The sequence below is a fragment of the Desulfosarcina alkanivorans genome (genome assembly GCF_009688945.1).
Taxonomy (GTDB): domain Bacteria; phylum Desulfobacterota; class Desulfobacteria; order Desulfobacterales; family Desulfosarcinaceae; genus Desulfosarcina; species Desulfosarcina alkanivorans.
The window spans coordinates 5,251,186-5,277,411 of the sequence record NZ_AP021874.1 but is presented as its reverse complement, the minus strand read 5'-3'; the positions used below and the strand labels follow the sequence as shown (position 1 = coordinate 5,277,411).

The 26,226-nt window shown below is 59.8% G+C and carries 21 protein-coding genes; 5 read left to right on the top strand and 16 right to left on the bottom strand.

The genetic code is table 11. The features are described 5' to 3' along the window. Positions 1 to 6: 6 nt before the first annotated feature. Complete coding sequence (locus tag DSCA_RS23140; protein WP_155318700.1) at positions 7 to 597, bottom strand: LemA family protein; 591 nt, start codon at positions 595 to 597, stop codon at positions 7 to 9. Positions 598 to 924: 327 nt separating this feature from the next. Continuing rightward, on the bottom strand, positions 925 to 2,175 hold the full coding sequence (gene ltrA, locus DSCA_RS23135; RefSeq protein WP_197904649.1) for a group II intron reverse transcriptase/maturase: 1,251 nt from the start codon (positions 2,173 to 2,175) through the stop codon (positions 925 to 927). 900 nt (positions 2,176 to 3,075) lie between these two features. On the opposite strand from ltrA, the gene DSCA_RS33075 reads away from it, so the two are divergent. Next, complete coding sequence (locus DSCA_RS33075; RefSeq protein ID WP_331457126.1) at positions 3,076 to 3,369, top strand: hypothetical protein; 294 nt, start codon at positions 3,076 to 3,078, stop codon at positions 3,367 to 3,369. Here the strand turns inward: DSCA_RS33075 and DSCA_RS32685 are convergent. The 4 genes from DSCA_RS32685 to DSCA_RS23115 form a co-directional block, all read right to left on the bottom strand. Further along, entirely contained in the window at positions 3,331 to 3,558 is a 228-nt protein-coding gene (locus tag DSCA_RS32685) for a GNAT family N-acetyltransferase (protein ID WP_231716255.1), read from the bottom strand. The two genes, DSCA_RS33075 and DSCA_RS32685, sit on opposite strands and share 39 nt — an antisense overlap. A 203-nt stretch (positions 3,559 to 3,761) precedes the next feature. Then, a complete protein-coding gene (locus DSCA_RS23125; RefSeq protein WP_155318699.1) occupies positions 3,762 to 4,184 on the bottom strand; it encodes a DUF4019 domain-containing protein in 423 nt (140 codons plus the stop codon). Positions 4,185 to 4,359: 175 nt separating this feature from the next. After that, positions 4,360 to 7,125, bottom strand: coding sequence for a phosphoenolpyruvate carboxylase (gene ppc, locus DSCA_RS23120; protein ID WP_155318698.1), 2,766 nt, complete (start codon positions 7,123 to 7,125; stop codon positions 4,360 to 4,362). 264 nt (positions 7,126 to 7,389) lie between these two features. Beyond that, positions 7,390 to 8,250 carry an aldo/keto reductase gene (locus DSCA_RS23115; RefSeq protein WP_155318697.1) on the bottom strand — a complete coding sequence of 287 codons (861 nt, stop codon included), beginning with the start codon at positions 8,248 to 8,250 and terminating at the stop codon, positions 7,390 to 7,392. 616 nt (positions 8,251 to 8,866) lie between these two features. On the opposite strand from DSCA_RS23115, the gene DSCA_RS23110 reads away from it, so the two are divergent. Next, entirely contained in the window at positions 8,867 to 9,463 is a 597-nt protein-coding gene (locus DSCA_RS23110; RefSeq protein ID WP_167527923.1) for a carbonic anhydrase, read from the top strand. A 285-nt stretch (positions 9,464 to 9,748) separates the two neighbouring features. Here the strand turns inward: DSCA_RS23110 and DSCA_RS23105 are convergent, their stop codons facing one another. From DSCA_RS23105 to wtpA, 4 genes are all read right to left on the bottom strand, one after another. Beyond that, entirely contained in the window at positions 9,749 to 10,744 is a 996-nt protein-coding gene (locus DSCA_RS23105) for an aldo/keto reductase (RefSeq protein ID WP_155318696.1), read from the bottom strand. Positions 10,745 to 11,777: 1,033 nt separating this feature from the next. Then, positions 11,778 to 12,809 carry an ABC transporter ATP-binding protein gene (locus DSCA_RS23100; protein WP_155318695.1) on the bottom strand — a complete coding sequence of 344 codons (1,032 nt, stop codon included), beginning with the start codon at positions 12,807 to 12,809 and terminating at the stop codon, positions 11,778 to 11,780. Then, entirely contained in the window at positions 12,806 to 13,645 is an 840-nt protein-coding gene (locus DSCA_RS23095; protein ID WP_331457125.1) for an ABC transporter permease, read from the bottom strand. Before DSCA_RS23095 ends, DSCA_RS23100 begins: the two co-directional genes overlap by 4 nt. Then, a complete protein-coding gene (wtpA, locus tag DSCA_RS23090) occupies positions 13,638 to 14,618 on the bottom strand; it encodes a tungstate ABC transporter substrate-binding protein WtpA (protein WP_155318693.1) in 981 nt (326 codons plus the stop codon). The genes DSCA_RS23095 and wtpA overlap by 8 nt, the downstream gene beginning before the upstream one ends. A 309-nt stretch (positions 14,619 to 14,927) precedes the next feature. Here wtpA and DSCA_RS23085 point away from each other — a divergent pair, with 309 nt between their 5' ends. Together DSCA_RS23085 and DSCA_RS23080 are read left to right on the top strand one after the other, a co-directional pair. Next, on the top strand, positions 14,928 to 15,272 hold the full coding sequence (locus DSCA_RS23085; protein WP_155318692.1) for a DUF6951 family protein: 345 nt from the start codon (positions 14,928 to 14,930) through the stop codon (positions 15,270 to 15,272). After that, positions 15,269 to 15,865, top strand: a complete 597-nt coding sequence (locus tag DSCA_RS23080) for a class I SAM-dependent methyltransferase (RefSeq protein ID WP_155318691.1) — start codon at positions 15,269 to 15,271, stop codon at positions 15,863 to 15,865. Before DSCA_RS23085 ends, DSCA_RS23080 begins: the two co-directional genes overlap by 4 nt. A 23-nt stretch (positions 15,866 to 15,888) precedes the next feature. Here DSCA_RS23080 and DSCA_RS23075 read toward each other — a convergent pair whose 3' ends face one another. The 6 genes from DSCA_RS23075 to DSCA_RS23050 form a co-directional block, all read right to left on the bottom strand. After that, positions 15,889 to 18,972: an aminotransferase class III-fold pyridoxal phosphate-dependent enzyme gene (locus tag DSCA_RS23075; RefSeq protein WP_155318690.1), complete on the bottom strand. Its 3,084-nt coding sequence runs from the start codon at positions 18,970 to 18,972 to the stop codon at positions 15,889 to 15,891. A 57-nt stretch (positions 18,973 to 19,029) separates the two neighbouring features. Then, positions 19,030 to 20,067 carry a proline racemase family protein gene (locus DSCA_RS23070; protein WP_155318689.1) on the bottom strand — a complete coding sequence of 346 codons (1,038 nt, stop codon included), beginning with the start codon at positions 20,065 to 20,067 and terminating at the stop codon, positions 19,030 to 19,032. A gap of 166 nt (positions 20,068 to 20,233) precedes the next feature. Then, entirely contained in the window at positions 20,234 to 21,196 is a 963-nt protein-coding gene (locus tag DSCA_RS23065; protein WP_155318688.1) for an ornithine cyclodeaminase family protein, read from the bottom strand. Positions 21,197 to 21,393: 197 nt separating this feature from the next. Next, positions 21,394 to 22,098 carry a FadR/GntR family transcriptional regulator gene (locus tag DSCA_RS23060; RefSeq protein ID WP_155318687.1) on the bottom strand — a complete coding sequence of 235 codons (705 nt, stop codon included), beginning with the start codon at positions 22,096 to 22,098 and terminating at the stop codon, positions 21,394 to 21,396. A 66-nt stretch (positions 22,099 to 22,164) separates the two neighbouring features. Further along, the gene (hypD, locus tag DSCA_RS23055; protein WP_155318686.1) at positions 22,165 to 24,528 is read right to left on the bottom strand and encodes a trans-4-hydroxy-L-proline dehydratase; all 2,364 of its coding nucleotides are present in this window, start codon (positions 24,526 to 24,528) and stop codon (positions 22,165 to 22,167) included. Between the two features lie 2 nt (positions 24,529 to 24,530). Beyond that, positions 24,531 to 25,316, bottom strand: coding sequence for a glycyl-radical enzyme activating protein (locus tag DSCA_RS23050; RefSeq protein WP_155318685.1), 786 nt, complete (start codon positions 25,314 to 25,316; stop codon positions 24,531 to 24,533). A 524-nt stretch (positions 25,317 to 25,840) separates the two neighbouring features. Here DSCA_RS23050 and DSCA_RS23045 point away from each other — a divergent pair. Next, entirely contained in the window at positions 25,841 to 26,209 is a 369-nt protein-coding gene (locus DSCA_RS23045; protein ID WP_231716254.1) for a hypothetical protein, read from the top strand. Positions 26,210 to 26,226: the final 17 nt, after the last annotated feature.

Below are 26,226 nucleotides of genomic sequence, written 5' to 3'. Positions count from 1 at the left end.
CTGGGGTTACTCGAAATTGATCTTGGGCGCCTGGGCGGCACCGGTTTCGGCCTTGAAGTATTCCTTGCGCTCGAGGTGCAGGATCAGGCTGTTGGTAAGGCTGTATGGCAGGCTGCGGATCTTGCCGTTGAATGCCTCGACCGCCTGGTTGTAGCGCTGGCGGGCCACGTTGATCCGGTTTTCCGTACCTTCCAGCTGGTTCTGCAGGTCCATGAAATTCTGGTTGGCCTTGAGGTCCGGGTACCGCTCCACGACCACCATCAGGCGCGACAGGGCCGAAGAGAGCCCGCCCTGGGCATCCAGCATCTGCTGCATGGCCTGGGCATTGCCCAGATCCTTGGGCGACAGCTGGACGCTGGTGGCCCTGGCCCGCGCCTCGACCACCGCCTGGAGGGTCTCTCGTTCATGGGCGGCGAATCCCTTGACGGTGGCCACCAGGTTGGGAATCAGGTCGGCCCGCCGCTGCAGGTTGCTCTCCACGTCCGACCAGGACCGGAAGACCTGTTCCTCCATCTGCTGCAGCGCATTGTAGCCGCAGCCACTGACAACCAGCGCGAACAGGATCCCCATCATCAGCCATTTGATGTATGTGCGCATTGAATTTCCTTTGAGGATTGCATGGGACTGTCGGTCAGACCGCGGGGAAATCCTCCCCACGGCACAAGATGACCTTATAGTGCGACAGATCGCCGGTTTTGGCAACCCCGAAAGGTCAGCATGGGAATCTCGCAGACAACCGGTTTGCCATGGTAAACGGCAGGATAACGTCACGTGGGCGACAACAGAAAAGGGAAATTTCAACGTCTGGGAAAACATCTTTCAATCAGGTCGGTTATTCGATAGGGGTCGGGAAGGGCCGTCGCCCTCCCCGCCCTCCGAACCGTGCGTGCGGTTCTCCCGCACACGGCTCTCCAGTCGGTGGTTTCAACATCGTGATTGGCTTGCCAGTGCATGGGCTTCGGTCATGGTGAAAAGCCCACGCTCAGCAAAGAAAGCATTCGGCCAGCGGGTATGGTCTTTACGGCATTGACCCATTCCAGGACGCTTCTGCTGTTTCCGTAGCACCGATCGAAGCCGACGACGGATAAATCCATCGACCGATTTGAACTCATTGGAATTCGCATGTTTGAAATAACCAAACCACCCACGCAGCATCGGGTTCAGGTCCTCAATAATGTGTTTGAGGCTGTTTCCTCGCGTGCGCCGGGTCTTGGTCCGAATGCGATCCCGCAAGGCGTTCAAACTTTTGCGGCGGACCCATCGTCTTCCAGCCTCGAACCGATATCCCAGAAACTCGAAGCCTTGCCCCGGTACCGTGCAATCCCCCACGTGGGTTTTGTCCGGATGCAAGGTCAGACCGTTTGCCGCTACCCAGGCGTTTATAACGGCCAGCGCCGATTGAGCCGTCTCCGGGCTCGGGCACATCACGACAAAGTCATCGGCATAACGCACCATGCGGTACCCTTTGGACCGCATCAGACGGTCCAGCGGATGCAGGTACAGGTTCGCCAACAGCGGGCTGATAACCGCACCTTGCGGCGTGCCACCAATCGGCGTCCATCGCTTGAGCTCGCTGATGATATCCTGTTTGAGATACCCGTGAATCAGGTCGAGAACCCGCCCGTCGCTGATGCGCGTTTCCACCAGCGCCATCAACCGGTCATGGGCAATGGTGTCGAAGTAGCTCGCCAGGTCCGCATCCACGACATGGGTGCAGCCATTCTTAATCAGGCGGTCCACCTCTCGAAGGGCGCTCTTGCAACCGCGCCCCGGTCGGAAGCCAAAGCTCGTCTCCTCGAATTCCTTTTCGAAAATCGGTTCTATCACCAACTTCAACGCCGTCTGCACGATGCGGTCCTTGACCACCGGAATTCCCAGTGGGCGGGTCTTACCCGGTCCCTTGGGGATCTCCACGCGCTTGACCGGCTGGGGGCGATAGGTTCCCGGTTTCAACGACTCCGACAATTCCTCAAGGTAAGCCGACGCCTTGTACCCAAACCGTTCGATACTCTGGCCGTCCACACCTGCCGCCCCCTTGTTTGCGGCGACCTTCTGCCACGCGATTTCAAGGGTTCGCTGACGGGCAACCTTGTCGATCAGGCTGAACCATGTGCCTCCTTTGACGCCGTTTTCCAGCGCCGCCAACATGCGCTCTGTCCAGATCGAGGCTTCCACCCAACTTCGGGTTTCTGTGCCTTGTTTAGTCCCGCCGCGACGGGACACTGGCGACACGTAGCTTGTGCATTGCCTGTTACTGGATTTCACACATCCACCTTCCTGCCTCCCTTCCCTCGGCACGGGTTTGCTCTCCGCGCTTCTCACGACAGTCGCCGCTGCAGTACTATGAAGGCTCTGACTCCTGTCCACATCACCCCACAGACAGGTCTCCCCGCTTTACCCACGACGCCTTCCGACCATTCCATCTCCAACCACCTGACGTCCCCCTGTCCCAGCTTTAACACGCTACCCCTTAGCTCGGCAGGTCCCCTTTCTTCGGGTAGAGGCTTCGCCATTCTCCAAGCAGGCTCGCCGGCAACGCCCGGCCGAATCGAGTTCGTCATCCTACGGACTGGTCGTTCACCTCCGGTTGCTTCCCACCCCGCCTCACGGCGACGCAGTTACCTTCGGTTACAGGCCCGGAGAGCGATAGGCCTGAAGAGGACTTGCACCTCTTTGACATCGTGCGCTCACGGGCGCACTGGGAGCGGCTTCCGGCCGCGATGCAATGGGATGATCGCGCACAGAACACACACGATGGAAATAGCGACTGCAGCGAACATCGTGTCACCTCGACCGAATGGGTTGGATTAGGAGACGGAATGCGTAACGGTTACCTGGTGCCCATCCATAAATGGCCAATTTGTCCGATATCTGCGTTGCGCTCAAAATTTTGTCCTCGGAATATCAGCCATATGCCTGTGGGGCATCCCGTGATCTATACGGGGCGGTAAAATTTTTCGCGCGCGTTCCTGTCCCGTCTGGTTTCCAGCGGGAGATCTCGACCCAATTTGCCTATTTCTGGATGAACACGACCTAACATTTCCGTGAATGGAAGCCGGTTGCCGAAAACCCTTCATGGAACACGACCGCGCCTTGCGCCTCGGGCACCGCTTTGTTGAACGGCAGGGCCAGGAAAACCTCCCGGGGAACGCCCCCATAGACAAGTTCCGGGAAATTCCGGAAGCCGAACCGATTATGGTAGTTCGGATCACCGACCAGCGCACATCCCTGCCCGCCCATTTGTTTCAACCGGGACAATCCTTCGTTGATCAGGGCTTTGCCGATGCCCTGCTTCTGTCGTTCAGGCAGGACGGAAACCGGCCCCAGGCCTTACCATTCGGCTGTGCCGTCGGTAATGACGACCGGTGAAAAAGCGATATGCCCGACGACCCGCCCATCGATCTCCGCCACAAGCGATACGGTCAGGGCATCGGCGGCACGCAGCGCATGGACGATGTATTGCTCGGTCTGATTGCTGACCGGATGGTTTTTGAACGCCGCGATGGTGACGCTGGTAATGGCTTCACTATCCGCAATGGTATCTTTTCTTATGATCAATTCAATCTCCGAAACAAACGTGGACGATCAAGACGTTGACCCGGTCGACAGGTTCGAGGTTGTTATTCCAGCCCGGCAATTTTTCAATGCCAGATAAAAAGATTGGGTATTCAATTGCGACTCAACGCTGAACGTTTCATGGGTGGTAACCGAATTCAAACGACGCCAATAACGTCTATACGCAGCAATGGCCGGTTGGGTTTTTATTTTATGTAGTATCCCGATACTCGCCAGGCCCCATCCGTTTCCAGCATCGGGGTAATCGTTTCAACTGCTGCTTTTTTGTTCTCAAACGAGGTATCGAACTGGATGACAACGTAATCACCGTCAGGCGCACCGGGCAAAGTGGACTGGTAGACGGTTGTCTTCATCATTCTTGAAATACGCTTACCCAACGGCTTTCGGATCGCCTGCATCGATTGCACCCACTGATCGAGCTGAACCGCATTTCTGAATAAATCTGAGGTTTCTTTCCAACTGTCGTCATATTTTCCACTGTCAACCATGGTGAGCCATTGTTCCGCGGCGGAAAGAGCGAGCAGTTCCTTGTTTGAATCTGCCGCCAAGGTATTACTGCCCGAGAGAATCAACCCGATGGCAACCAGATATGCCAATCTTCGGATCATCGGTATGAACTCCTTTCTTGCATCCAACGGACAAGCGAGGGGGTTGTGAACTGAAGCCCGAAAGAAACGTCGGGACACCCGAAGCCCCCTTGACCGTCTGGTTTTTGTATTCTTGCCTGTTTCGGAGTTGCCGCGGCTCGACGCCATTTCAGCATTCCCCGTTCGCCTTCAGGCCTCACCCCGTGCTCTGCATGGCCGCCGCGATGCCGTTGATGCTGAGAAACAGGGCCTGGCGCAGGGGGATGGATGGCTTGTCGGAACTGGCGGCCCAGCGCTTGAGCAGTTCGATCTGGATCAGGTTGAGCACGTCGGTGTACGGGTTGCGCAGGACGATGGACTGCTGAATGGCCATGTGGTTGTCCAGCAGCCTTTCCTGGCCGGTGATCTTCAACACGGCCGCCCGGGTCTTTTCAAATTCCGCTGCGATGATGTCGTGGAACGGCTTCTCCGAAAGGCCGCTGTAGGCCCGGGCGATCTCCATGCGGGTGCGGGCCAGTTCCAGCTGCACGTTTTCCACCACCGTGCGGAAGAAGGGCCAGCTCTGCCACATCTCCTGCAACAGTGCCAGGGTTTTCGGGTCGTGGGCGATTTCCTCCGCGATGGCCGTGCCGGCGCCGTACCAGCCCGGCAGGTTATAACGGGTCTGGGTCCAGGAGAAGACCCAGGGGATGGCCCGCAGGTCGTCGAACTGCACCTCGCTGGCCGATACCCTGGAGACCGGCCGGGAGGCAATGGGCAGGCTGCCGATGTGCTCGATGGGCGTGATCTGTTTGTACCACTGCCACAGCTGAGCATCGTCGATGAGCCGGCGGTAGGCCTGCATCGACTGGCTGGCGATGCGCGCCATCAGGGCCTGCATGGGCGGGCTGCAGCCCACGTCGCACTCGGTGTCGTAGGCGGTCTGCAGCACGGCATTGACGATCTGCTCCAGGTGGCGGCGGGCGATGAAGGGCCGGGCGTAGCGGAAGGAGATCACTTCCCCCTGTTCGGTAAAGCGCATGCGGCCGTTGCGGCTCTGGACGGGGTTGGCGAAAATGGCCTGGTTGGCGCGACCGCCGCCGCGTCCCACGCTGCCGCCCCGGCCGTGGAAGAAGCGGAACCTGATGTTGTTCTGCAGGCAGACGTCCGACAGGCGTTCCTGGCCCTTGTGCAGCGCCCAGTTGGCCATCCAGAAGCCGCCGTCCTTGTTGCTGTCCGAGTAGCCGAGCATGATCTCCTGGAAGTCGCCGCGAGCCTTGAGATGACGCCGGTAGAGCGCATGGTTGTATAGGGACGCCATCAGCGGCGCGGCCCCTTCAAGATCGTCGATGGTTTCAAACAGCGGCACCACATCCAGCGGCGTGGTGACCACGCCGCCCTTCATACGCCACAGGCCGACCTCTTTGGCCAGCAGCAGCACTTCCAGCAGATCGCTCACCGTATGGGTCATGCTGACGATGTAGGCACCGACGGCCTTTTCATCCCTGCGCATCTCCCGGCGCATCAGGTTGAACACATCCAGCAGCTCGACGGTCTGATCCGACAGGTCTTCCCGATTGCGGTAGAGCGGCCGCGGGTTGGCCAGCTCTTTTTCCAGGAGGGCGACTTTTTCCGACTCCGCGAGGGCCGGGTAGTTCTCGCTGACGCCGGACAGCCTCAACAGCTCCGCGATCACGGCTTCATGGACGCGGCTGTGCTGCCGGATGTCCAGCGCGGCCAGATGAAAACCGAACACCCGGCTGCGGACCATCAGATCGGAGAGGCTCCGGTAGGCGGAAAGCGCCCCGAGCCCGCTGTGGGTCAGGCTGTTTTTCAACAGCGCGAGATCGTCCTGGAATTGCGATACGCTGTAGGCACCGCCGGCCGGGTCGGTTTTGAATTGTTTTAGGCGTTCCAGCATGCAGGCGATTTTGAGCCGGAAGGGTTCGAAGCGGTACCGGTGCACCTCATCCGGATCCAGCGCGATTGTATCGGCCTCGTGCTGAATATCTTCCATCAGGGCGTGGGGCACGGCCACCCGCAGCGATGAAATGCTCATCTCCTGCCATAACGCCTCCAGGGCCTTGCGGTGGTTGTCCAGGGCCGCATTGCGGTGGGCATCCAGCGTCCGGGCCGTGATGGCGGGGGTCACGAAGGGGTTGCCGTCCCGGTCGCCGCCGATCCAGGACCGAAAACGCAGAAAGGGCGGGGCCTGGTCGCTGATGTCGAAATAGGTGCCCAGCGCCTCGCGCAGATCGCCGATGATGCGCGGCAGGGTTTCCCAGATGGCATGGGTCTGGTAGTAGATGCCGTTTTTCACCTCGTCCTGCACGCGCAGCCGATCCGGGCGCACGTCGTCCGTCACCAGCAGCAGGGCCACCTCGTGGGCGATGCGGTCGATGGTGTCGGCCCTGTCCCGCCCGGACAGGACGCGGTCCGGGGAAAGGCGCGCCAGCAACCCGGCGATGCGGTTCTGCTTGAACAGGATCGTCCCGCGGCGGACCTCGGTGGGATGGGCGGTGAGGGTCGGTTCGATATCCAGTTCGCGGACCAGCAGATCCATGTCCGGTTCGGATATCCCCTGCTGTTTGAGGTGATGGACCGCTTCGAGAATCGACCCCTTGCGCGGGCGCTCCGGGGTCTCCTTTTGTGCCGCCAGGCGGTTGATGCGGGTGATCTCCTGACGCTCGGCCTCGTTGATCAGGTGGAAAAAGGTGGTGAAGGCGCGGCAGATCCAGACCAGTTGATCCAGGTCCAGGGCCTGGATGCGCGGCTGCAGGCCGGTGTGGGTCCGCCACTGATCCGAGCGGGCGGCGGCCTCGCACAGATCCATCAGGTCCTCGATCGTTCGGGCGGTGTCGGCGCCGGCCTGCCGGCGCACCACCTGCCGCACGAGACGGCCGATGAGATCAATCTTGTATTGCAGGGGCTCGGTGATGCCCCGCGACCGTTTTTTGCCTGTAGTGGTCTTTTTCTCGGCCATGCTCATTCTTCCCACAGCTCATGATAAGGGTTGGAAGGGGCTGACGAACGGGTTTTGGTCCGGACATCGGCAACTTTTCACGGGATCGCGTCGCGTCGATATGAAACTTTTTTCGATAAGGAATGGATCGTTTTTCGATTGGGTGATCCTGCAGCCGTTGGCGACTGCCGGAAAGGGCACCATCGATGGGAACGCACAACTTCATGCCCCCTGTGTACCCCAGCATCGGTATCGGTATCGGTATCGAACATAATGAAGCTGTGACTATTTCACGTAATCGAGCCTTTTCTTCGATTTGACCAATTGACCGTACTGCCGGATCCAGTCCATTTCATCCGGCGCCAATGGTCCCTGCTCCATGGCATCCAGATTCCGGCGGAGCTGCTCCCGGTTCTGCGGTCCGGTCAGCACCACGTGGACATGTGGACTGGACAGCACGAACCGGTAACAAAGGTCCGGTGAAAGAGGCGGCCCATTGAAGTCCACCCTGCCCGGCCAGGAAGGCATGGCGGTGCCTTTTAACGGTTTGATCAGCTGTCCCCAGGCCAATGCGGTATAGCCGACGACGGCTGGATTTCGCTTGGACAGGTGAGGGAAGATATCCTGTTCGGCGCCAGGATGCTTGGCATTGTAGCGGATCATGAACAGATCGATCTCCGAGTCCAGCGCCAGCCTTCCGGCCCGCTTCCGATCATGGATGCTGGTACCGATGCTCAATATCTTCTTCTCGCGTTTGAGCTTCAACAAGGTATCGATGATTCCCTGGCTGTAGATCGATGTTCTCCCAAGCCACCCCAGTTTGAAGACATCCAGGTAGTCTGTATCCAGCTTTCGCAGGGCATTTTCCACGCTCCGCCGCACCTGCCATCCGAAAAAGCCCCACCCCAGCATACTGACCACGTGGTTTTCCCGATCATGCCGGATGACCTCCCTGATTCCGTCTGTAACCCTGCCGAACCCCCGTCCCCAGACCCAGTAATTGGCACCATGTTCGGCGGCCCACCGGATATCCGTGGAATCAATGCCGTAGGAACCGGCGACGCCCATGCGAAATACCGTTTTTTCCACGACCGGCAGCATTGTATGAGAGAATCGTTTAACGGAGGTCGGTATGTTTTCGCTCATATTCAGCACCTTCTGAAGAATTTAAATGGCACTGCTTATTTGGGCAGCCCTTTACATTTTCAAAAATCAATTCCGCCTGATTATATCTTAAAATTTTTGCGGGCGAAAAATTATTATCGCGCCGGATAGACTCAGGGGGCTTTGGGCCGGTCCACGGGCAGATTTTACATGCTCCACGGAATCCGGTCTCAACATGACCCGTTTTTGATCTGTTTTTGGGTTCTATCCACCGGCACATCTTTCAATTGCGGCAAGTAGTTGCAAACTACTACCCCACAGTTAAAAATGTCAAATGTCGAGACCCCTTTATTCGGACTTTTAGCCGCTGATTTCTTAAACCGCTCATTTTCGACCCTAAAAACGATTTAAGGCCGAAAAACACCCCGGTTTTTGACCTAACCCCTTACCAATTGTCATCGAGCCGGGTCGAACCCCGTCCAGCCGCAGGCATGAAAGCACAATCGTCCCTGTTATTGCCGGGAAAAAATAAAAAATTGCATTTTTTCAAGAATGCCATACCTTGTTTTTATTAAATATTTTCCACGTGATGACACTCGACTCGATAACGATCTTCTGGCGCTGCAATCCTTTTACAGCTTATCCGATGGAGTATAAAATGACTGACTTCCAAACCAAAAGAATGAATGCAGATGAAGTACTCAAAACACTGAAGAGGGGAAACGAAAGATTCGTTAATGAAGAATTGGAACATCCCAATCACTGCAAGGAGAGTCGGGAAAGACTGTTGTCACATCAGGAACCCATCGCTACAGTGCTCACCTGTGCTGATTCCCGGGTCCCCCCCGTAGATATCTTTGACCAGGGGTTAGGGGATCTGTTTGTCGTTCGTGTTGCGGGCAACATAATTGGTGATCACACGCTCGGAAGCATAGAATACGCGGTTTCTCATCTGCATACACCACTTGTTGTCGTTATGGGACATGCCAGTTGCGGCGCAGTCGGGGCAGTCGCCAGCGGGGTTGCCCTGGAAGGACATATTGCCACGCTGACTCCCGCAATTCAATCTGCCATAAAGCATGTCAAGGAATCCGAAGGAAATGACATTGACAACGCATCAAAAGAATTAGCCAGGCAAATGGCGAAGAAAATAGAAACTTCGGAACCAATAATAGCAGACCGGGTCAAGGATAATAAAGTTAAAATTGTTGCCGCTTTCTACGACTTTCATACCGGAGAAGTGATTTATCTTTAATCGATGTGGCTCTTTCGGTAATAAAAATTGGCATGCCGCTTGTGTAAAATAAAAGCAACTTACGGCTTCCGTTCTGTTAGTACCTTCCTACATCTGCCCCGGCACGAAACCGATAGCCTTTCGTGCCGGTGCTTCTCTTTTTCAAAAGCCGCATGCAGCAGCCAACCACGGCGATTTGCCCTATTCCGGACGATCGGTTTAATGCTATCGACGCCTGCGAGATAAGATGTTAAGACCTGCCCCCTTTTTTTTGCCATGGCCCGATCCACTTTTTCCCGACAACCGTTACTGGTTGACCGACGCCATTCCTTCAGCTGAATATCGATCCCCGAGCACCTGATCTGCCAATTCATTGAGCGTGTTTCGATTCTCCTCTGTGAGGCGACACTCAAGTGCCCCCAGGTTGGTCTGGAGATTGGCGAGCTTGGTCGTGCCCGGAATGGCGACAACATGATCTCCTTGGTCCAACACCCAGGACAAGGCAACCTGGGCGGCCACGCACCTTCTTTGGGCAGCAATCCCCTTGATCGCCGCCACCAGTTTGAGGTTAGACTCGATATTTCCCGGCTGGAACCGAGGCTGCATCCGGGCCCGGAAATCATCCTCGCCGGTGGGTCGATCGCCGGCCGAGGTGTAGCGGCCGGTCAGCATTCCCCTGCCTAAGGGGGAGTAAGCCACCAGGCTGATGCCAAGCGCCACGCATGTGGGGAGTATGTCCTTTTCAATATCACGGCTGAAAATCGAGTACTCGGTCTGAAGGGCGGCAATGGGATGAACCGCATGTGCCCGCTCAATCGTCTTGGCTGAAGCCTCTGACAGGCCAACAGCCCCGATCTTGCCCTCTTGAACCAACCTGGCCATCTCACCCACTGTATCCTCGATCTGCGTGGCCGGATCAACACGGTGGAGATAATACAGGTCAATCTTTTCGGTACCCAGACGCTTAAGACTTTTTTCGCAGGCGTTCCGGACATTGGCCGGAGAGCCGTCCACCCCCACGAAGGCGCCCGTGGCCGGGTCCCGTTGGGGACCAAACTTGGTCGCCAGAACAATTTGGTCCCAACGTCCGGCAAAAGCCTTGCCCAGTAGTTGCTCATTGTGTCCTTGGCCGTAGATTTCCGCCGTATCAAAATGAGTGACGCCCAGATCGACGGCCCGGTGGAGCAGTGTGATGGCCTCCGACGCTTGCGTGGGTTTCCCGTAAAACTCGGAAAGCCCCATGCATCCAAGTCCAATGGCGGATACTGAAATTCCTGATTGTCCGAGATTTCGTGACAACATAACGCCTCCTTTACTCTGAACCGTTACTGGATCCATAGTCCCCCATTGACCATCGACAGCAACGGGTGCGCGGGCAGGCCGTCGGAAGAATGATATGGATTGCTGATCGAATTAAAATGGTATGCGAAACACCTCATGGACCGCTTCATCTCCACCGGGCGTCATTGCGGACCGTCCGGGTATCGGCCACAGCCCGGACAAGGAGGGAGAAGCGATAATCGCTGCGCTGTTGGGGCGCCCGATCATCGCAGCGCGTCGGGGTGCATCGGCGATCGAATGCCATCGTTTTTATAAATAGAGGTGTTCAGTTAAGCACGACCCGATTCAAGATTCAATCTCCAATATGAGCGCAGACCATCAGGACGTTGACCTGGACATATGGGTCGTTTTCGATGTGGTGATCTTGTAGCCGTTTGCGACTGCCGTACAGGGCGCAATCTATGGAAACGCATAATTTCATGACCGTCCCGCAAAATCTCCCAAAACTTTAATAGCCATCCTGTATCGAAGTACCTTTCTATACCTCTACCCGGTAATCGCTGGCGCGACCCATAGAATATCGTCCCCCCCGGCCCAACAACCAGTTGAGCACGCCTGATCTATGGCCAATCGCACGCTTGTGCCCTTCTTCATAAAAGCTAGAAATGGATTGAGTGTACCCATAAAATTTGCAGAGATTATAACCTCGACTTCTCATATCATTGGCAAATTTCTTTGCGTAGGAAATGTTCGGTCCTGAATCTGCCCCGCTACTGCAATTCCAGAGTTTGATATCAGCCATAGACATCTTATTGAGACCAGCTGCGATCAATTTGAGACTGAGTTCCTGTACTGATCGATAATCTTTGGTTTCACCGATATTGCTTGTGATATTATCACCCCCAGTGCCATATGATATTATGAACACGAGTTTGTCCAGATGACGACAGAATACAACTATACGGCGACAGCGCAAGGAAAATAAAGCTGCGTATATCTCGAATGAGTTGGTGGTACCTGTTGGTGTGCTATCTTTTCCGGCGGGAAACCGTTTTCAGATCAAATGAACATCCGCCGGATCGATGCGCAGATGGACGCGCGCTCCCTGGCGGAATCCCAATTCCATGAGGGAACTGGTCAGCATGACCGCTTTTACGGTCACACCGGAGGCATCCACGGCCAGTTCGGCAAACAGGCCCTGGTTGACGATGGAACGGATGCGGCCCGCAATCCCCGCTTCTCCGTTTTCATGGTTCTCCGGCTGCAGGTGGACATGCTCGGGCCGGATGGCGGCATAGCAATGACTGCCGTTTGGGGCGGGCAGGGCCAGGTTCAGGCCGTCGACGGTCAGGACGCCGTTTTGCCGGCGGGCCGGAAGGACATTGCGCATGCCCACGAAATCGGCAACGAAGACGGTGGCCGGCCGCCGGAACACCGCGTCCGCCGTTCCGGTCTGTTCGATGCGGCCGTCGTGGAGGATGGCCACCCGCTCGGCCAGGGTGTGGGCATCGGTGAAGTCGTGGGTCACCATCAATACAGTGATCCCGGTTTCCCGGTGCAGGCTGCGGAACAGGTCGCGGATCTCCTCCCGGAAGCAGGGGTCCAGGGATGCCAGGGGTTCGTCCAGCAGCAGGACCGAGGGGGCCGTGGCCAGGGCCCGGGCCAGGGCTACCCGCTGTTTTTCTCCGCCGCTGAGGGTCGTCACCGAGCGGTCCAGCAGACCGGCCAGCCCCAGGCGCTCGACCAGATCGCGGCAGCGGGCATGCCCGTCCGAATTGGAACCGTTGTGATAGCGCAGGCCGTAATGGATGTTTTTTTCCACGCTCAGGTGGGGGAACAGGGCGCAGTCCTGGTAGACAATGCCCACGCCGCGCTGTTCCGGGGGCAGTCCGGTGACGTCGCGGTCCGAAACCCGGATGCGTCCTCCGGAAATCGCAACGATGCCGATCACCGACTCCAGGATGAGCGTCTTGCCCGATCCGGTGGGCCCCAGCAGGCAGAAGAACTCCCCCTGCCGGACATCCAGATCCACCGGCCCCAGAGAGAAGCCCGGCAACCGGACGCTGAGACGCTCGATCCGGATCATGATCCCCTCCTGGCTTTCAGAGAGAAGATTCTCAGCAGCAGAAAAAGCACCAGGCAGACCAGGATCAGCCACACGGCCACGGGCTGGGAGTACTTCAGGCCGTATGCGGTGAAGCGTTCGTAGATCATCACCGGCGCCGTCATGGGGTGGTAGGCCACGATCACCACGGCGCCGAACTCGCTGACCGCCCGGGCCGTGCACATGATGACGCCCACCACCATGTGCCGCCAGGCCAGCGGCAGGGTCACCCGGAAGAAGGTGCCGCCGGCCGAGGCCCCCAGGCTGCGGGAGACATGCTCCAGCCGCGGCGAAATCTCCTCGAAGCCGGCCTTGACCGTGTTGATGTAAAAGGGCAGGCCCACGAAGGTCAGCACGGCGATCAGTCCGGTGACGGTCCCCATGATCTCGATGCCCACCGACTGCATCACCCGGCCGATGGGATGGTTGCGGCCGGCGATGCTCAAAAGGGCGATGCCCACCACCGGGTGGGGAATCATGATGGGCAGGTCGATCACGCTTTCCAGAATCTTCTTGCCCGGGAACCGGCGCCGGGCCAGCAGGTAGGCCAGGGGCGTGCCGAACACCAGGGCGATGAGGGCCGCGGACCCGGAGGTGACGATGCTGAGGCGGATGGACCGGACCACATCCCGGTCCATCAGGGATTCCTTGAGGGAAGCCAGGGTCGGCTGGGTCATCATCTCTACCAGGGGAACCAGGATGAAGGCCACGATGACGGCACTGCTGGCGACCGCCAGCCAGAGAAACGGGTCCCGCCGGCCCCGCTGGCGACGGGGCCGGCTTCCGGGCAGGGCTGCGCTGTGGACCGGACTACTCACGGACCTCCACCAGCTTGCCAAGGCTGCCGGGCAGGGCATCCCGCACGGCCGGGGTGGTCACCCGGCAGGGAACGAACGGCGGCTGGCCCATCTCCTCGAGCACCTTCAGGCCGCCGTCGGCGGAGAGCATGTACTCCAGGAAACGGGTGGCGCCGGCGGCATTGGGGGCGTCCTTGACCTGGGTGATGCCGTAGGTGCAGGACTTGCCGGTGCGGGTGATCCAGGTGCCGGGCTTCTTGCCGGTGACCTTGACCTGGGCCTGGGCGTAGAACGGGTCATATTTGTAGTTGCCCAGGTTGATGTGGTCGTCCAGCTGAACGTATTTCAGTTCGTGCTGAACGGCCACGCTGAGGTATTCCCAGGCGTAGTCCATGTTGCCGGTCTTGAGCAGCGACACCAGTTCGACGGATTTGGGCCGCACGTTTTTCTGGGGACGGTTGGCGATCAGCCGGTCGTACAATCCGGCGTCGTTGTAATATTTTTCGGCCAGCTGCAGGACCATCAGGCTGCGGTACCCGCAGGGATCCAGGTTGGGGTCCGAATGCCCCCAGACCACTCCTTTTTTCTGCAGGATGTCGGTCCAGTTCCCGGCGTTGATCCGGTCGGCGCCACGGCTCTTGTCCGTATAGCACAGCACCAGCTGGTTGGTGGCGAAACGGATGTTCCAGTCCGCGTGACCCGGAATCAGGGCTTTGTCGATCACCTTGAAGTCGGCCGACGCCATGATGTCCGCCGGTTTGCCCAGTTCGGAAATCATGCGGGCCATTTTGGTGCTGCCGCCGGCCTCGCGCAGGACGTCGATGCCCGGGTTGGCCGCTTCGAAATCCTTTTCGATCCTGGCCAGGGGTACCGTCAGGCTGCCGGCATGAAAGATGATCACCTTTTCCGCGGCGGTGGCGGCAGTAACTGAAAAAACCAGCACAACGGCAGTCAGGATTTGCAGGAACAGGCGTGTTGAATTAGACGAATGCATTGATTCTCCTCCTTATGACAGGTCGATAAATTATCGGATAAGGGTCCGACGTTTAAACTGTCATCATTAAAGGGCCCCTTCCCGGGAGTCAAATTATTTTGGGCTATATTTCGTTACTTTTTCCAAAAGCAACGATCTCTGACCAAAAGTGACCGGTGTTCGATTGACCCGCGCCGGCCGGATCCGTATTCGGCACCTGAGGATCCGCGGCCGTTTAAAATAATCTTGACAGCCGGGCGCGATAGGGTGCATCCAGGCCAGGCATGAACGGGTTCCCCACTCACCACCCAAGACCGAAGGAAGATTTCGATGAAAGCACATGCTAAGGTAGATGCAGGCGTTTGCGGATTTAAAACCAAGGTTACGGCCGAAACCCGGGACGGGATGAACGTCGAACTCCGGATAGGCAGCGACTGCGAAACCATCCAGGAGCTGGCCGGACTGCTCAAGGCACGAAACCCGATCGACGCCTACCAGGAACTCACGCCGGTTGCCGAGAGCGTGGTCCTGTCCGTCTGCCGCCCGGTCCTGCAGAAAAAAGGGTGCTGCGAGGCGTGCGTGGTGCCGGCGGCCATCTGCAAGGCGATGCAGGTCGCCGCGAAACTGGCGCTGCCCAGGGATGTGGTGGTCCAAATAACGAAAGGAGAACCATGACACGCAAACCCGTTTCCGCCGGCAAGAGCAGTTTCGACCTCATCGATTTTACTGTTTTTGTAAACGCCTTGGATTTAAGCGGTCCGATTGTCCTTCTGGACATGGCCTGCGGGGCCGGCAGCTATGCCATCGAAATCGCCCGCCAGCTCAGGGAATCGGGAAGGGTGGTTGCCCTGGACCTGTGGGAGGCCGGGATCGACAAACTCAGGCTCAGGGCCGGCTCGCTGGGCCTGGACAACATCGAGGCGGCCGTCTGTGACGTGAGCCGAAAAATGCCACTGGACGATGGCAGCGTCGACATCTGCCTCATGGCCACGGTGCTCCACGACCTGGTCGAAGACGGCACCGACCGGGAGACGCTCGAAGAGATGGTGCGTGTCCTGAAGCCGGCCGGCCGGCTGGCCGTGGTGGAATTCAAGAAGATGCCCGGCCCGCCGGGGCCGCCGGAAAAGGTGCGCCTGTCCGCGGAAGAACTGAACGGTTTACTGGAACCCTTCGGTTTTGTGAGCCGCAACACCGTCGCGTTGGGGACGGCCACCTACCTCTCGATCTTCCAGCGCGGGCAGGGGCAGCAGCCGCACCTCCGCCCGTAATTGGCAAGCGATGACATCAACGGCTACCGGTGGAGGCAGTCTTCCGCAAACACCTTTTCCAGCGCATCGACCAGGGCATCGGCATCCTTTCTGGAAAAAACGATGGGCGGTTTGAGCTTGAGTACGTTGTGCAGGGGCCCGTCCGTGCTGATGAGAAATCCGTAGTCCTTCATGCGGTTGCAGATGTAGGCGGCATGATCCGTGGCCGGCGCCAGGGTCTCGTGGTCGGTCACCAGTTCCACCCCCAGGTAAAGCCCGAGCCCGCGCACATCACCGACAAGCGGTGACGTTTCCTTCAGGGCCGACAACCGTTGCAGCAGGTAGGCGCCGACGGTTCGTGCATTTTCCTGCAGGCCTTCGCTCTGGATCACATCCAGCACGGCCATGCCCACCGCACAGGAAACGGGGTTGCCCCCGTATGTGTTGAAGTACTCCATGCCGTTGTGAAACGCCCCGGCAATCTCGGGCGTGGTCACCACCGCGGCCAGGGGGTGGCCGTTGCCCATGGGCTTGCCCAGGGTGACGATGTCCGGCACCACCCCCTGGGTCTCGAAGGCCCAGAAATGGGTGCCGGCCCGGCCGAAACCCACCTGGACCTCGTCGGCGATGCACACCCCGCCGGCGGCCCGAACGTGCTCGAAGGCGGCCCACAGGTAGCCGTCGGGCAGCAGCACCTGTCCGCCGCACCCCAGCATGCTCTCGCAGATAAAGGCCGCCGGCCTGCGCCCGCCGGCTTCGATACAGTCGACGGCCGTTTTGACATAGCGGGCATAGGCAGCGCCGGTCTTCCTCCCGGTGCCCTTGTGGGGCCCCCGGTAGCCGCAGGGCATGACGACCGTCTGCACCCAGTCCGGCGCGCCCCGTCCGCCGGGACCGTCGTGCTTGTAAGGGCTGATGTCCACCAGCCCCTGGGTGTTGCCGTGGTAGGCCCCGTCCACGGTGATGATATCCCGCTGCCCCGTAAAGGTTCGCGCCAGGCGCAGGGCCAGTTCGTTGGCCTCGCTGCCGCTGCACACGAAAAAGCAGACGCTCAGCGGATCGGGAAAGGTGTCCAGCAGCCGCCGGGCGTACTCCACGATATGGTCATGGAGGTAGCGCGTGTTGGTGTTGAGTACCGCCATCTGCCGCTGGCCGGCCGCCACCACCCGGGGATGGCAGTGGCCCACGTGGCAGACGTTGTTGACCCCGTCCATGAAGGGCTGCCCTGTTTCGGTGTAGAGAAATCCGCCCATGCCCCGCACGATCTTGAGCGGTGAGTCGTAGGCCACACTGAGGTTTTTTCCCAGGTGCCGCTGACGGATGGCCATGATCTCATCGGCCGGGCGGACGTTGGCCGCCGCCGGCGCGGCTGCCAATCCCAGAACCACGGCCGGGTCCGGGCACAGGGCGGTCCACACCCGCCGCTGGCTGGGCCGGGCCACGCCGGGAAAGTTTCCCGCCAGTCCCAGCAGGTCGACCGTCAGCTGAAAATGCAGGTGGGGCGGCCAGCCGCCATTTTCCGCCCGGGCGCCGACGGTGCCGATCGCCTGGCCGGCGCGGATGGTCATGCCCGGTTCCAGCGAGTCCAGCGACGAGGCCGCCAGGTGCCCGTATAAGGAAAAAAAAGGAACCCCGCCATCCGTCTGGTGGGCCAGGATGATGGTGGGGCCGTAATCCTGGCGGGCGCTGTTGTTCTGAAAGCTGTGGACCCGGCCGTCCAGGAAGGCATGAACCGGTTCACCCGGCCGGGCGAACAGGTCCACGCCCAGGTGAACGGTGCGGTATTCGGGGGCGGTATCCGTCTCCACCCTGAAGGCCTCGGAGGTATAGATCAGCCGGGCTTCATCGTAGCGGCCGATGCCCAGGGCACTGCCGGCATCTTCCATCTCCCGGAAGATGACGGTCGTCATGGCGTCCGCATCGTCCTTCTCCGGTCCGGCACCCAGCAGCGGGGTACTCGCACTCAGGTCGAGGACGACGGGGTCGCCGGCCCAAAGCGACGGGTCCACCACCGGGGCGAACGCGTCCCGGTGGTCATTCAGCCAGGAGACGACGGTGTGCCGCCGGGGCACCGGGTCGAATCCGCAGGCATCCCTGAACAGGGCTCCGGCAAACTCGGGGCTGATGCCGGACAACCGGTCGAGAAGAGCCCATGCCGGCTGCTGGGAAATCAGCAGGTAGTCGTTCCGGGGCGCCAGCCGGATCTGGTGCGCACTGTGGCAGACGCTGGTGCACAGGCGCATGCAGATCAGGTCGAAGAGTAACGCCAGTTCCGCCTCCTCCAGTGCCAGGGCACTATGGTACCCGGCAATCACCCGGACGGCGGCCGCCAGGGGATCCGTCTTGCCCATGAGGGCGTAGGCGCAGGCGATGGCCAGTTCATTGACCGTGTGGGAGTGGACCATATCCCCGAAATCGATGAGCCCGCTGACCCGGTTGTGCCAGCGGCCCCAGGGCGACACCAGCACGTTGTGGTCGTTGCCGTCGCTGTGGATCACACTGGTACGCAGGTCGGCCAGTCTGGGCTGCGTATCCTTCCGGTAGCGGTCCAGCAGGGCCTGAACCCGTTCCCGCCGCGACCCGGGTTCCAATGCGTCCATTCGGGAAGCCACCACTCGACCGCAGCAGGCCAGGTCCCAGTGAAACGCCCGCCGGGCGGCCGGGTGATCGAAATCCTCGAGGGCCCGGTCGATACGGCCCATGAAGGAACCGAGGCTGAACATCAGGTCGCCGTCGTGGGGGTTGACCTCGGCAAAGGGTCGGCCCGGCAGGTAGCTGAGCAATCTCACGAAATGGCTGGCCCCGCCGCGCCCGTCGATGGTGAGAATGTCTTCTCCTCCCGGGGCATGGCAGACCCGCGGACAGGGATCGAATCCGTCGAACAGGCCGCTGCCGGCTTCGATCAGATGGGCCATGGTCAGATTCTGCAGTTCCAGCACCTCACGGGATTCCGTGGCATTGGCAATTTTGAGGACGAACCGGTCTCCCTTCTCATCCTGCAGCCGGAAGTTCTGGTCCCTTTCGCTGGGCAGCGCCGTCGCCTGCGTGTTTACGTCGAACAGCCGCCGGGTCAGGTCAACGGCGTCTGATTCACTGACCCGGGGGGCGTGGGCCATCAGATCGGACATATAACGGACTCCTGGTTTGGGGGTTCACGGTGATCCATTAGGATCACGGCCTGCATGTCAACGAAAAATAAAACCATCTTTCAACGGATCCGCCGGGTCCATGAGAAATTCACTGCGTCCCACGATCCAGGCGCTGCCTTCGACCTCGGGGATGACGGCTTCGTGGGGTCCGAAGGTGGTCGTCGATACTACCCGTCCGGCAAACCGGGTGCCCAGGATGCTTTCGATGACGATGGGGTCGTCGATGCCGATTTCCCCGCGCGCATGGTGGAGTGCCAGGCGGGCGCTGACGCCCGTACCGGTGGGGCAGCGGTCCACCTCGCCCTCGGCAAAGATGCACACGTTGCTGGAGTGGGCTCCGTGGCTGTGGGGCGGCCCGATGACAATGGTGCCGTAGAGAAAACTCAGGTCGGCCTCGAAAGGATGCCGGATGGGACCGGCGGCCATGACGGCCCGCTTGACCGCCATGCCCCTGTCGATGAGGGCATTGAAGTCCTTCGGTGTGGTGGTGACCTTCAGGTCATCCGCTTTCACGAAGGCATAGAATGCGCCGCCGTAGGCGATATCGTAGCTTACGGGGCCCAGGCCGGGAACATCCACGGTCCGGTCCGTGGTGATAACAAAAGCGGGTACGTTATGGAAGTATACGCTTTTAACCCGCCCCTTTTCCACCCGCGCATGGGCGGTCACCAGGCCGGCCGGGGCGTCGATGCGCATGGTGGTGACCGGTTCGACCGCAGCGATCATGCCGGTCTCGATGGCCACGGTGGCCACGCCGATGATGCCGTGGCCGCACATGGAGCTGTAGCCTTCGTTGTGCAGGAACAGCACGCCGATGTCCGCCTCGGGCGACACCGGCGGGGTGATGATGCAGCCGTACATGTCGGCGTGGCCCCGAGGTTCCCACATCAGCGCCGTTCGCAGGTGGTCCAGGTGCTCGGTCATGAACCGCCGGCGCTGCAGGATGGTGTCGCCCTCCAGCGCCGGCAGGCCGCCGGTGATGATGCGAAAGGGCTCACCGCCGGTGTGGGCATCGATGGTGGTGATCCGCTGCCAGTCGTCGGGGGCTCTCCATTGTTGCATTTTCTCTAGCATGTTCTGCTTCCATTTTTGGGTTCCGGGTTCATCCCAGGGAAAAAGGGAGAAGCCAGAATTCAGAAGGAAGATTTCGCCTTTGGCACAATCCGTGGTCTGAAACAGGATAAGCGCAGCGACATCATCTTCTTCCGGATACGGACTTCTGTCTTCCGACTTTCTGTTCTTACGACATCTGGATCACCGTCCCCAGCCCCTTCTCCTCCGCCGCCTTCAGCACCGCGGCAGCGGTCACCGCATCCTGCACGGCCAGTCCCACGGACTTGAAGAAGGTGATTTCCCGGTCGTCCTGCCGGCCGGGCCGGTCGCCATTGATGATCTCACCGATCTCCGCATCGATGGTCGCCTTGCCGATAATGATGTCCCCGGCCTCGGCCATGGCCGCATCCCGCTGGTCCACGACCACCCGCGCCCGGCCAATGGTGGCCGCGTCGATCTCCTGCATCTGGGGGGTGAACGAGCCGACACCGGTCACGTGGGTGCCCGGTCTCAGGTCATTGCCGTCGAAAAGCGGCGTGGTGGCCGTGGTGGCGGCCAGCACCATATCGGCCCGGGTCACGGCCGCCTGGGGAGATTCCGCCAGGATGACTTCGGGTGCATCGGTCCATCCGGAGATGTCGTCGGCCAGTCGCCGGGCGGCGGTTTCGAAGGGATCGACAATCAATACCCGCTCAATGCTACGCACGGCCATGGCCGCCTTTAGTTGGGCGCGGGCCTGGACGCCAGCGCCGAACAGGGCCACGGTCGCGGCATCCGCCCGGGCAAGATAGCGCGCCGCCACGCCGCCGGCCGCCCCGGTGCGAAGGGCGGTGAGGCTGTCCCCTTCCATCAGGGCCAGGGGCAGGCCGGTCTCCGGATCCAGGGCCAGCACCGTCGCCGCCACCGTAGGCAGCCCCAGCCTGGGGTTGTCCCCGTACACGGAGACGATCTTGACCGCGAAGTCGCCGCTCTCGTGGAGATGGGCCGGCATGAGCAGCGTCACCCCTTTTTGGGTGTGAAACCGGGACCGCAGGGGCATGGTCGCCTTGCCGGCGGAAAGCTGTCCGTATGCCAAGGCCACGGCGTCGATCGCTGCCTCCATGGGAAGGGCCGCGCGGACGTCCGCGGCCGTGAGAACACGAATTTTCATGAGAAAAATTTCTCCTTTTTTGTGAGACTACCAAGTTCGTCGGGTTCTTTTGGGTCGCAGGCCAGAAAACGGATGCCTGATGTCGGAAAAACAAAGGCGGCTGGTAGCCGCTCCGACAACTCCTCAATTCCTGAATGCCCCCTTTAAAAATGACGTCTTCCGACTTCCGTCATCGGTCATCTGGCATCCGTCTGCCGTCAGGAAATAATGTTTTTCAGTTCATCCCGGATGGCATCCAGGTGCCGGGCCATCCAGCGGCTGGCCCCCCTGGCATCGCCGACGTCCACGGCGTCCACCACGCGGGCAGCCGTGCGGATGGAAACCTCTCGGTAGGCCGGCGGCAGCAGGGCCGTTTTCAAGCGATGGTGATGGGCAACCACTTTTTCGAGCACCACTTTGGTCAGTTCGCACAGCACCACATTGTTGGCCGCCTCGGCCACGGCCTGGTGAAAGCGGATGTCCGCATCCAGAAAGATGGCGTAATCCTTTTCCGTCCCCGCCACCTGTCTCATGGCCTTTTTCAATTTCCGGATCTGGGCGGCATCGGCCCGTTCTGCCGCCAGGGCGGCAGAACGGCACTCGAGCAGTTCACGCGCCTCCATCAGATCGAAAATGGAACCGGCGGAAAAAGCGGACTTGAGTTTTTCGATACCCGGGTCATGGTCGGGCAGCACCTTTTTGATGAAGGTCCCCTTGCCCTGCAGCGGTTCCAGGTACCCCATCACCACCAGGGCGTTGATGGCCTCGCGAACCGACGACCGACCCACCCCCAGCATCCGGGCCAGGTCCCGCTGGGAGGGAAGCTGGGTGCTGGGCGCCAGTTCTCCGGCGGTAATTTTTTCGATAATCTGTTCGGCCACCATTTCCGGTGCACTGCTTTTGCGAATAGTCTCGAACGCCAATTTATTTTCTCATCTCTGAACTGTTTGTTTTTATGGAAGAAAACAATAACCAAACAAAAAATGTTCTCAGAACACCTCATGTCCGGTGCGCCGGATAATCTCATCCTGGAGGTCTTCTGTCAAATCCACGAAGTAGTCGCTGTACCCGGCCACCCGGACGATCAGGTCCCGGTAGTCATCCGGATGCAATTTGGCTTGATTGAGGGTCTCGCCGTCCACCACGTTGAACTGGATGTGGTGGCCGTCCATTCGAAAATAGGTGCGCACCAGGTGGGCCAGCTTGGTGATGCCGGTGTCGCCGGCCAGCACCTGGGGCAGAAACTTCTGGTTGAGCAGGGTGCCGCCGGTGCGGATGTGATCTATCTTGGCGGCCGAACGGGTCACGGCCGTGGGACCGTTGCGGTCCGCCCCCTGCACCGGCGATATGCCCTCGGACAGGGCCGCCCCGGCTTTGCGGCCGTCGGGCAGGGCACCGATGACGCTGCCGAAATAGACGTGGCAGGTGGTGGGCAGCAGATTGACCCGGTGCACCCCGCCCCGGGTATTGGGCCGGCCGTTGACCGCCGTGTAGTAGGCCTCGAAGACCATCTGCATGATGCCGTCGGCCCTGTCGTCATCGTTGCCGTAACGGGGTGTCTCGTCAAGCAGCCGACGACGGAAATCGTCATGGCCGTCGAAATTCTCGTCGAGTATCTTGAGGAATTCACCCATGCCGATGGTCTGCCGGTCGAACACGTGCACCTTGAGGGCCGTGAGGGCATCGGTCACGGATCCCAGGCCGACCCCCTGAATGTAGGACGTGTTGTAGCGGGCACCGCCGGCGTTGTAGTCCCGCCCCGTCGCGATGCAGTCATCGATGGCCAGGGAGAGAAACGGCACCGGCATCTGGCGGGCGTTGATCTGCTCGATGATGTTGTTGCCGCGGATCTTGATGTCGATGAAATACCGGAGCTGACGGGTCCAGGCGTCGAACAGCGCCTCGAAAGTCTCAAATTCACGCGGGTCCCCGGTAAGCGGACCGATCCGGTTGCCGGTTCGCGGGTCGGTCCCGTTGTTCAGGGTAATCTCCAGCACCTTGGGCAGGTTGAAGTAACCGGTGAGAAAATACGCCTCGCGGCCGAAGGCGCCGGCCTCGACACAGCCGCTGGCACCGCCCTCCCTGGCGTCCTCCACGGTTTTGCCCTGGCGTACCAGTTCCTGGACAATGGCATCGGTGTTGAAAATCGAGGGCTGCCCGAACCCGGTTCTCACAATTCTGAGCGCACGCTTGATGAACCGGTCCGGGTTTTTCTTGCTGAGCTGCACCATGGACGAGGGCTGCAGCAGACGCATTTCCTCGATCACGTCCAGGATCAGGTAGCTCAGCTCGTTCACGGCGTCACGGCCGCCGGCCGTCACCCCGCCGATGTTGATCAGGGCAAAATCCACATAGGTATTGCTCTCCTTGGCGGTGACACCGGTCTTGGGGGGGGCCGGATGGTTGTTGAACTTGATCCAGAAGGCGCACAGCAGCTCCTTGGCCTGCTCACGGGTCAACCGTCCCTCTGCGAGATCCTTCTCGTAAAACGGAAAGAGATGCTGGTCCAGCCGTCCGGGGTTGAAGGCATCCCAGGGGTTGAGTTCGGTAATGACCCCCACATGGACGAACCAGTACGCCTGGAGCGCTTCCCAGAACGTCTGCGGGGCATGGGCCGGCACCCGGCGGCAAATGGCGGCCATCTGCATCAGTTCGGTTTTACGCGCCGGGTCCGGTTCCGAATCGGCCATCTGATCGAGCGTTTCGGCATGGCGGCGGGCAAAGCCGATCAGCCCGTCGGCGGCCATGGCCATGGCCGTCAGCTGGTTTTTGCGGTCCATCGCGTCAGGGTCGTTGAAAAAATCAAGCCGGCCCAGCGATTCGCGAATCTCGGCCTTCAAGTCCAGCATCCCTTTGTGGTAGATCTTGTTCCCGCAGGCCGTGTGCCCCGGGGAGCGCTGTTCCTGGAACTCGGTAAAAATGCCGGCGGCATAGGCGGACTGCCAGTCCTCCGGCAGGTGGGTGAAAAGCGTCTCCCGGATGGAGTGGCCCTTCCAGAAGGGGATGATCTCCTCGCGGTAGCTTTGGCGAACGGAATCGTCAACCGCGAAGGCCACCTTCCGGCGCCCGTCGATGATATCCAGATCCTGCTGGCTGTGAATGCACACCTCCGGATAGGTGGGCGTGGCCTTGGGCACCGGTCCGCGTTCTCCCACGATCAGTTCGTCGGGTCCGATATAGATCCGCTTGCTGTCCATGATCGCGGCAAAGGCCATGGCCCGCTGCACGGCAACGGGTGCGGTCCGGGCAACGCCGCTTTTGTAAAAACGGGTCAGCAGCCGGGCCCGCTCGGCCGACAGGCTGGGTCGGGCCTCGATGCTCCGGGTTCTCAGGCGGTTGATTCGCTCGTTCATGGTCATCCTCCGATGGTTGCCGCCACACCTGCACGGTCAAAAAAATCTTTGATTTCCGCCATCCGGGCCGGTGACGGGGGCGCCGCCCCGGCCATGGGGTCCACCAGCCCCAGGCGCCGGTATTTACCCTCACCGATCCGATGAAAGGGAAGCAGATCGATGCCGTCGAGGGCCTTCAGCGTGCTTGCAAATCGCACGATGGCCGTCAGGTTACCGTCTCCGTCGGTCATGCCGGGAATCACGGGGATCCGGATTCTCACCGGCGTCCCGCTGCCGGCGATGCGCGTCAGGTTCTCGAGAATGATGCGATTGGATACGCCGGTGTAGCGCCGGTGTCGGTCCGGATCCATGATCTTGAGATCGAAAAGCACCAGCTGGAGCCGGGGAAGGACCCGGTCCACCACGGCGGCCGGAGCGAAACCGCTGGTATCCAGCGCGGCATGGATGTCCCGGTGGTTGCAGGCCGCCAGCAGCGCATCCAGAAAGGCGGGCTGGCCGAGCGGCTCTCCGCCGGAAAAGGTGACCCCGCCTCGGGATTCGTCGTAAAAGAGCACATCCTTTTCGATCACGTTGACGAGAGCCTCCACGCCGATGACGGTTCCCACGGTTTCATCGATGTCACCGGACGCTGTGCGGCGCGACATCGTCTGGGCCTGTGGATCGATCCCCTCGGGATTATGGCACCACCGGCATGACAACGGGCAGCCCTTGAAAAAAACCGTCGTGCGGATACCGGGCCCGTCGTGCAGGGCGTAGCGTTTGATTTTAAAAATGGTGCCGACCGTCATGCCGTTTCTCCGCGTGCGGGGTCTGGAAGGACTGCCACCTCACCTGTGACGGCCGCCATTATATCAGGACGGCCGCCAAAGGCAACATCAATTCAGGTCTTCAGACCACCTGATATCATTTCGGTCCCGCTTCTTGCGGATTTCCCCGGAATCCACCCGGATGACGTCCGGAACAACAGCGTGTCCGATGCCTGCTTGCCGGAAAAACCGGCCACGCCGGCAGTCCGACGACCATATCGACAACATATTGGAATAATATTAATTATCTGGCATTCACGGCCAATTAAAAGACCTGTCCATTGACTTTGGTGCTGTTATCCCTTAGCTTGCCTGCATGTCTTATCCGACCGTGCAGTCATTTGTGCGCCACGTCTCCAAATGGGTTTCAGGGTTGCGGAAGGCAGACCATCTGCCCGGTCGTGGTTTCGCCTGTAAGGCGGATGGATGTAAAAAACGGAACCACGGAAACCCATGTCGATAAAATTGATAACCGTCCCCATCCCGATGTGCCCATGGAGGTTGCAATGACCAAAAGAAAAGGAAAACCGGTAAGCTTTGATGCCATGGTCAAATTTTTCATGCACAACTACAACATACCCACGAAACGGGATATCGATCGTCTCAACGGTCGACTCGACCGGCTGGAAAAGCTCATTAAAGCATTGCCTCCAAGAAACCGGCGCACGGTGGGAAAAGGCAACGGCGCAGCACCCCAAAGCGCCACCGAAACCGTTCTGGAGCTTATCCGGCGCAGCAAGAACGGCATCGGCATTGCCGCGATCCGGGAGCAGACCGGCTACGATGACAAAAAGCTGCGCAATATTATTTTCCGACTGAACAAAATGGGAAAAATCACGCGGGTCAGCCGCGGCAGTTACAAAGCCGTGGAATAGGCGTTCCCGCCCCGACG

Bases quoted from the DNA above. Each gene is read 5' to 3' on its own strand.
- hypD (WP_155318686.1), bottom strand. From the start codon at position 24,528: ATGAACGAGCGAATCAACCGCCTGAGAACCCGGAGCATCGAGGCCCGA.
- DSCA_RS23070 (WP_155318689.1), bottom strand. From the start codon at position 20,067: ATGCTAGAGAAAATGCAACAATGGAGAGCCCCCGACGACTGGCAGCGG.
- DSCA_RS23100 (WP_155318695.1), bottom strand. From the start codon at position 12,809: ATGATCCGGATCGAGCGTCTCAGCGTCCGGTTGCCGGGCTTCTCTCTG.
- wtpA (WP_155318693.1), bottom strand. From the start codon at position 14,618: ATGCATTCGTCTAATTCAACACGCCTGTTCCTGCAAATCCTGACTGCC.
- DSCA_RS23140 (WP_155318700.1), bottom strand. From the start codon at position 597: ATGCGCACATACATCAAATGGCTGATGATGGGGATCCTGTTCGCGCTG.
- DSCA_RS23110 (WP_167527923.1), top strand. From the start codon at position 8,867: ATGACTGACTTCCAAACCAAAAGAATGAATGCAGATGAAGTACTCAAA.
- DSCA_RS23085 (WP_155318692.1), top strand. From the start codon at position 14,928: ATGAAAGCACATGCTAAGGTAGATGCAGGCGTTTGCGGATTTAAAACC.
- DSCA_RS23080 (WP_155318691.1), top strand. From the start codon at position 15,269: ATGACACGCAAACCCGTTTCCGCCGGCAAGAGCAGTTTCGACCTCATC.
- DSCA_RS23065 (WP_155318688.1), bottom strand. From the start codon at position 21,196: ATGAAAATTCGTGTTCTCACGGCCGCGGACGTCCGCGCGGCCCTTCCC.
- DSCA_RS23105 (WP_155318696.1), bottom strand. From the start codon at position 10,744: ATGTTGTCACGAAATCTCGGACAATCAGGAATTTCAGTATCCGCCATT.
- DSCA_RS23050 (WP_155318685.1), bottom strand. From the start codon at position 25,316: ATGACGGTCGGCACCATTTTTAAAATCAAACGCTACGCCCTGCACGAC.
- DSCA_RS23125 (WP_155318699.1), bottom strand. From the start codon at position 4,184: ATGATCCGAAGATTGGCATATCTGGTTGCCATCGGGTTGATTCTCTCG.
- DSCA_RS33075 (WP_331457126.1), top strand. From the start codon at position 3,076: ATGGAACACGACCGCGCCTTGCGCCTCGGGCACCGCTTTGTTGAACGG.
- DSCA_RS23075 (WP_155318690.1), bottom strand. From the start codon at position 18,972: ATGTCCGATCTGATGGCCCACGCCCCCCGGGTCAGTGAATCAGACGCC.
- DSCA_RS23045 (WP_231716254.1), top strand. From the start codon at position 25,841: ATGACCAAAAGAAAAGGAAAACCGGTAAGCTTTGATGCCATGGTCAAA.
- ppc (WP_155318698.1), bottom strand. From the start codon at position 7,125: ATGGCCGAGAAAAAGACCACTACAGGCAAAAAACGGTCGCGGGGCATC.
- DSCA_RS23115 (WP_155318697.1), bottom strand. From the start codon at position 8,250: ATGAGCGAAAACATACCGACCTCCGTTAAACGATTCTCTCATACAATG.